7 protein-coding genes are annotated in these 6,317 nt (G+C 33.1%); 2 read left to right on the top strand and 5 right to left on the bottom strand.

All coding sequences use genetic code 11. The features are described 5' to 3' along the window. Positions 1–1,107: ABC transporter permease (locus B3J44_RS09165; protein WP_286967959.1), on the top strand; the 1,107-nt coding region annotated here is incomplete at its 5' end. A gap of 90 nt (positions 1,108–1,197) precedes the next feature. Further along, entirely contained in the window at positions 1,198–2,085 is an 888-nt protein-coding gene (locus tag B3J44_RS09160) for a cupin-like domain-containing protein (RefSeq protein ID WP_286967957.1), read from the top strand. 1 nt (position 2,086) lies between these two features. Here B3J44_RS09160 and B3J44_RS09155 read toward each other — a convergent pair whose 3' ends face one another. The 5 genes from B3J44_RS09155 to B3J44_RS09135 form a co-directional block, all read right to left on the bottom strand. After that, the gene (locus tag B3J44_RS09155; RefSeq protein ID WP_286967956.1) at positions 2,087–2,707 is read right to left on the bottom strand and encodes a hypothetical protein; all 621 of its coding nucleotides are present in this window, start codon (positions 2,705–2,707) and stop codon (positions 2,087–2,089) included. A 77-nt stretch (positions 2,708–2,784) separates the two neighbouring features. Next, a complete protein-coding gene (locus tag B3J44_RS09150; protein ID WP_286967954.1) occupies positions 2,785–3,186 on the bottom strand; it encodes a helix-turn-helix domain-containing protein in 402 nt (133 codons plus the stop codon). Positions 3,187–3,397: 211 nt separating this feature from the next. Further along, complete coding sequence (gene accD, locus B3J44_RS09145; protein WP_111367748.1) at positions 3,398–4,252, bottom strand: acetyl-CoA carboxylase, carboxyltransferase subunit beta; 855 nt, start codon at positions 4,250–4,252, stop codon at positions 3,398–3,400. Between the two features lie 106 nt (positions 4,253–4,358). Continuing rightward, entirely contained in the window at positions 4,359–5,426 is a 1,068-nt protein-coding gene (fbaA, locus tag B3J44_RS09140; protein ID WP_012023542.1) for a class II fructose-bisphosphate aldolase, read from the bottom strand. A gap of 60 nt (positions 5,427–5,486) precedes the next feature. Then, positions 5,487–6,317: BamA/TamA family outer membrane protein (locus B3J44_RS09135; RefSeq protein ID WP_286967951.1), on the bottom strand; the 831-nt coding region annotated here is incomplete at its 5' end.

The following is a 6,317-nucleotide window of genomic DNA, read 5'->3' as shown; positions in this document are numbered from 1 at the left end:
GACTCTTTAGACAAAAAAATCTCAAAAGATTTGAGCAGTTTAGATAAAAATACAATTTATTTAATGAAATATTGCTTTGGACCGTCTGAAATTCCACAATGGAAGAGAGAGCAGTTTCCAAATGTGAAATATGACGAGTACATTGGATTGAAAAACTCAATGAATAATACTGATCAAGTAGCATATCAGCTTTTTGTAAATAGAGAAAGTTTAAAATATGATTCTAAAACAGTCAGCGATGTAAATATTATTCCGTCGTCAAGCGAAATGGTCGATATTGACGGATTGAGTTTTGATAAAGGAAGATTTTACAATGAATCTGAATCTAATTCGGGAACACCTGTTATTGTTCTAGGATATGATATAGCTGATGGACTTTTTGGTTCTAGCGATCCAATAGGGAAAAATATTCGCTTATACGGACAACGATTTACTGTAATTGGCGTAATGGCTAAACAAGGAGCGGGTTTTTTTGGAGATAGTAATGATACTTCGGTTTATCTTCCAGCAAATTTCTTAAGAAGAATGTATGGAGATAGCGATTCTATGACGCCGGTAATTGTTTTAAAACCCGTAAAAGGCGTAGACATGGATGCTTATAAAGCGGAAATAGCTCAAAAACTTAGAGCAATACGCGGAATGAAAGCAGGAGAAATGGATAATTTCTTTATTAATGTACTTTCTGGATTTACCGATTTTATTGATGGAATTTTAGGTCAGATGAATTTTGTAGGCTGGATCATTAGCGGATTTTCTCTTCTGGTTGGCGGTTTCGGAATTGCAAATATTATGTTTGTTTCGGTTAAAGAAAGAACCAATCTTATCGGAATTCAGAAATCTCTAGGAGCAAAAAATAAATTTATCTTATTCCAGTTTTTATTTGAAGCCGTTATTTTGTCTGTTATTGGCGGAATAATTGGTCTTTTGATGGTTTGGGGAATTGCTTTTGCTCTAACAAAACTGCTAGATTTTGAATTTGTTTTAAGTTTAGGAAATATTCTTTTAGGTACAGGTTTGGCTGCTTTTATTGGTCTAGTTTCTGGGATTCTTCCTGCGATTTCGGCAGCAAAGTTAGATCCTGTAGAAGCTATTCGAACGGGAATGTAAAATATTGTTTTTGTGTTATTTAATTGTAAATTTTGTTGAGTGAGAATAATTAGATACATTTGATAGGCAACAAATTAAAACACAAGATAAATGAGCTTTAATCTTAAATCTGTTGATACTGTTGAGTCGATTTCTAAGGAAGATTTTAAAAAGAATTACCTAGATAAAAGAAAACCTTTAATCATAAAAGGGCTGACAAAAGATTGGCCAGCAAGAGAAAAATGGTCAACAGAGTATTTCAAGCAGATTGCTGGAGATATAGAGGTTAAACTTGTGGATAATTCAAAGGCAGATCCAAAAAAAGTAATCAATGCTTCGATTGCGAGTATGAAATTTGGGGAATATCTGGATTTGATAAAACGTGAACCAACACAATTGCGTATTTTTTTCTTCAATCTTTTCAAGCACAGACCCGAATTAATTGATGATGTAAAAGTTCCCAAAGAATTAATGGGCGGTTTTATAGAAAGCATGCCTGCTATGTTTTTTGGCGGTTCTAAGGCAATTACTTTTCTGCATTATGATATCGATTTGCCACATCTTTTTCATACTCATTTCGGTGGAAGAAAGCATATTATCTTATTTGATAACAAATGGAAAAAAAGGCTTTATTGTCTTCCAAATACAACTTACGCATTAGAAGATTATGATGTTGCCAATCCTGATTTTGAAAAATTTCCTGCCTTGAAAGGAGTGGAAGGTTATGAGGTTTTTCTGGAACACGGTGATACTTTATTCATGCCAACAGGAATGTGGCACTGGATGCGTTATATTGACGGTTCTTTTTCTCTTACGCTTCGAGCTTGGGATCAATCTGTTTCTCGAAAAATTGCCAGTGTTTGGAGTTTGTTTATGCACGGTGCAGTTGATAGTGCTATTAAAGTTGTTTTTAGAGAACGTTATGCAATTTGGCGCGAAAAATTAGTCTTTAAAATCGCTGAGAAAGAACTGAAAAAAGATTTGAAGAAAGCGAGCTAATTTATTTTGTTGTCTTTTCTAGTTTTGGTTTTATGAAAGGAAGTGTAATTCTGTTCTGATCCCATTTAATGTTTTCTGACTTATAGGTTTCATTTCGTTTCTTATACTTCAAAACAGTGTCCTCTTCTTGAGTTGTTTTTCTTATGAAAAAACTAATGTTTTTTTTATTTAAAAAGTTAAAAAGCAATTCATTTTTTATCGTGTCATTTTGTGAAGCAATAATTAATATTCCTTTATGTTCTTTTTTAGTTGTAAAATCATCTGAAAGAAAATTAGCAAGGTCTGCTTGCGAGATTTTTACCAAATCGTTTGGCTTTAAATTTATCAAATGTGGAATTGTATCGCTTTTTAGCGTTGTTCCACATCCATGTCTCATGAAATCTTTTTTGTAATAATAAAATTCTCTTTTTTTATCAATTATTAATTGGCTTTCTGAATAAAAGCCTTTTGGAGGAGGGGGAGTGTTAGGGTTGTTTTTTTGTAGTGAATCGTAATAGTTTTTTAGTTTTCTATCTTCATAAGAAATAATATAAGGTTTGCTCTTTACAACCGTTTTTTCTTTTTTCTTTTCACAATTCAAAAAGAGAAAACAAATTATAAAACCAATAAAAATTCTAGCCATAAAGAATAAGATTTAAAATAAAGATATAAAAAAATCTCAAGAAGCAATTCCTTGAGATTTTGTATGTTTTAGAAAGATTATTTCTCTTTTAATAATTTTTCTAAATACTCATTTTTTTCTTTTTCTGCTTGAAGCATACGTTCGTAAAGTTCTACTACTTTATCTAATGGATTAAATGTGCAATGAGTTGGATTGAACATTCCGTTTATTCCAGTACTTGTGCTGTTGTCATAATAACTATTGAAATAATTTATCATATTTTCTTCAGTAAAGTTTTTAATTGCTTCGACACTTACACCAAGAGCTTTTGCAACTTCTACAAGTCTTTCTTCTTCTATAGTTTCGCTGTTCTCTATTGTAGATACAGTTTGTTGACTTATTCCTAAAGCTTGTGCCAACGCTTCTTGTTTCATATCTTTAAGTTCGCGAATACGGCTTATTTGTCGTCCTATGTGTTTTGGTTTTGTTGCTGTGCTCATAATTCAAAGATATTTATATTACTTTAGAAAAAATAGATTTCTGTAAAAAACAGGTTTGCATTAGTATGATACGCTATTATCATTTATGCAAAAACAAAAATACAATTTTTCAGACAAGTTATTAATTGTACTTATAAAACTTATATGGTTTAAAAACAAAAAATCCCAAGAAGCAATTTTCTTGGGATTTCTATTTTAAGTAGTTTTAAAACTATCTAATATCATTGTTTTGAATCAAATCGATATATAAGTTAATCTTATCTTTCAATTCTTTTCTTGGCGTGATAAAGTCTAAGAAACCGTGCTCTAATAAGAACTCAGCAGTTTGGAAACCTTCTGGCAAATCTTTTCCTGTAGTATCGCGAACAACACGAGGACCAGCAAAACCAATCAAAGCGCCTGGTTCAGAGATATTGATGTCTCCTAACATTGCGTAAGATGCAGTTGTTCCTCCAGTTGTTGGATCTGTACAAAGAGAGATGTAAGGTAATTTAGCTTCAGCTAATTGAGCCAGTTTTACAGAAGTTTTTGCTAATTGCATTAAAGAATAAGCAGCTTCCATCATACGAGCCCCACCAGATTTAGAAATCATTACAAAAGGAAGTTTGTTTTTGATAGCGTGATCAATACCTCTTGCGATTTTCTCACCAACAACCGCTCCCATAGATCCACCGATAAAAGCGAAATCCATACAGCAGATTACAAGTTCTCTTCCTTTAGATTTTCCTACTCCCGTACGTACAGCGTCTTTTAAGTGAGTTTTTTCCATTACGTCTTTCAATCTGTCTGCATATTTCTTTGTGTCAACAAAGTGCAAAGGATCTTTAGAAGTCATGTTTTTGTCTAACTCAACAAATTCGTTGTTGTCGAATAAAATTTCAAAATAGGTTGCGCTTCCAATTCGAACGTGAAAATCATCTTCAGGGCTTACGAATAAATTTCTCGCTAATTCGTCAGCATCAATAATTTTTCCAGTAGGAGATTTGTACCACAATCCTTTCGGAACGTCCATCTTGTCTTCTGTCGCGGTCGTAATCCCTTTTTCTTGTCTTTTAAACCAAGCCATTTTTTTAATTTTAGAATGTAGATTTAGATTTTAGATTTTTAATCTGATTCAGAAATTAGATTTCAGGCTTTTAGAAGTCTGAAATCTAAAATCAGAAATCTAAAATTTAAAGCGTGTTTACGTTATTTAAATCAGCAAAAGCTTGTTCCAATCTTGCGTTGAATGTAACTTCACTTTCACGTACCCATCTTCTTGGGTCATAATATTTTTTGTTTGGAGCATCTGGACCTTCTGGGTTTCCAATTTGAGATTTCAAATAGTCAAGGTTTTTAACCATGTAATCACGGATTCCTTCAGTGTATGCAAATTGTAAATCTGTATCGATGTTCATTTTGATAACTCCGTAGCTAATTCCTTCTCTGATTTCTTCAAGTGTAGAACCTGAACCTCCGTGGAATACGAAATCAACTGGATTGTGTCCTGTGTTGAATTTGTTTTGTACGAAATCTTGAGAATTTTTTAAGATTTTTGGAGTTAATTTTACGTTTCCTGGTTTGTAAACACCGTGAACGTTTCCGAAAGCAGCAGCAATTGTAAATTTAGGGCTTACTTTAGATAATTCTTCGTAAGCGTAAGCTACTTCTTCTGGTTGAGTATATAATTTTGAGCTGTCAACATCAGAGTTATCAACACCATCTTCTTCACCACCTGTAATACCAAGCTCGATTTCTAGTGTCATACCCATTTTGCTCATTCTAGCTAAGTATTCTTTACAGATTTCGATGTTTTCTTCGATTGGTTCTTCAGATAAATCGATCATGTGAGAGCTGAATAATGGTTTTCCTGTTTCTGCGAAATGTTTTTCAGAAGCATCTAATAAACCATCAATCCAAGGTAAAAGTTTTTTTGCACAGTGGTCAGTGTGTAAGATTACAGTTGCACCGTAAGCTTCTGCCAAAGTATGAATATGTTTTGCTCCTGCGATTCCTCCCGCGATTGCTGCTTTTTCACCTGCATTTGATAATCCTTTTCCAGCGTTGAATTGAGCTCCTCCGTTAGAAAATTGAATGATAACTGGCGCGTTTAGTTTCGCTGCAGTTTCAAGAACTCCATTAATTGTGCTAGATCCAGTAACGTTTACTGCTGGAAGAGCAAAACCCTTCTCTTTCGCATAATTAAAGATCTCTTGTACTTGATCTCCTGTAGCTACTCCTGGTTTAATGTTATGTGCCATTGTAATTTTTTTTATAGTTGTTTTTAGTTTTTAGGTTGCAAAAATAAGAATTAATTAGCATTAGAACGGATAATTTATACCAAAATTTAAAACCGAGTGTCCAAAATTGTATTCTTTAAACCATCGATCTCCCTTCTCATGCGCCGGATTATAAGTCTTAAAGCCTAAATCTAAACGAATAACAAAAAAGCTTAAATCGTATCTTAAACCAAATCCTGTACCCAAAGCAATTTCTTCTAAATCGTTTAAGTTGTCAAATTTTGCTTTAGAATCTGTAACATTATCGAGGACATTCCAGATATTTCCGGCATCTGCAAACAATGCTCCCTTTACATCTCCAAAAAGTTTGAAACGAAATTCGGCACTTGCTGCAAGTTTCATATTGGCCTCATTAAAGTCGTTTACAGCATTTGTGCTTCCTGGTCCTAAAGCATAAGGTTGCCAAGCACGATTATCATTAGAACCCCCACCATAATAACTTCGTGAAAACGGAATATAATTTGAGTTTCCAAACGGAATAGCAATTCCAAAGAAGCTTCTAACGGCTAAAACTTTTTCTTTTCCAAAATCCCAGTGCTTGATATAATCAAACTCTGTTTTAACATATTCTGAATATTCTAGGTTGAAAATCTCATAGTTTCCTTTCGAATTTTTTTGAAGATTTCCAATTTCAGAAACCAGAGTTAATAAAGTTCCAGCTGATTCTATTTTTGTTCTAAATTGATAGAAGTTATTATCTGCTAAATCTTTTTTAGTTGTTTTAGTAAAAGAAAAACTTGTTGCTAGAATGAAATCATTTTCAGTCAAACGAATTCGTCTTTCTTCTATACTTGAAACTTCTTGGTATTGTGCGTCACTTGGTGTTAAAGCAGTTTTATTTGTTAAAACATC

The organism is Flavobacterium sp. UBA4854, assembly GCF_002399805.1.
Classification (GTDB): domain Bacteria; phylum Bacteroidota; class Bacteroidia; order Flavobacteriales; family Flavobacteriaceae; genus Flavobacterium; species Flavobacterium ginsengisoli.
Note: the sequence above shows the minus strand (reverse complement) of the source record. Positions and strands in the feature narration are given on the sequence as shown.

Coding starts and splice junctions, on each gene's coding strand:
- B3J44_RS09160 (WP_286967957.1), top strand. CDS start 1,198: ATGAGCTTTAATCTTAAATCTGTTGATACTGTTGAGTCGATTTCTAAG.
- B3J44_RS09155 (WP_286967956.1), bottom strand. CDS start 2,707: ATGGCTAGAATTTTTATTGGTTTTATAATTTGTTTTCTCTTTTTGAAT.
- B3J44_RS09150 (WP_286967954.1), bottom strand. CDS start 3,186: ATGAGCACAGCAACAAAACCAAAACACATAGGACGACAAATAAGCCGT.
- accD (WP_111367748.1), bottom strand. CDS start 4,252: ATGGCTTGGTTTAAAAGACAAGAAAAAGGGATTACGACCGCGACAGAA.
- fbaA (WP_012023542.1), bottom strand. CDS start 5,426: ATGGCACATAACATTAAACCAGGAGTAGCTACAGGAGATCAAGTACAA.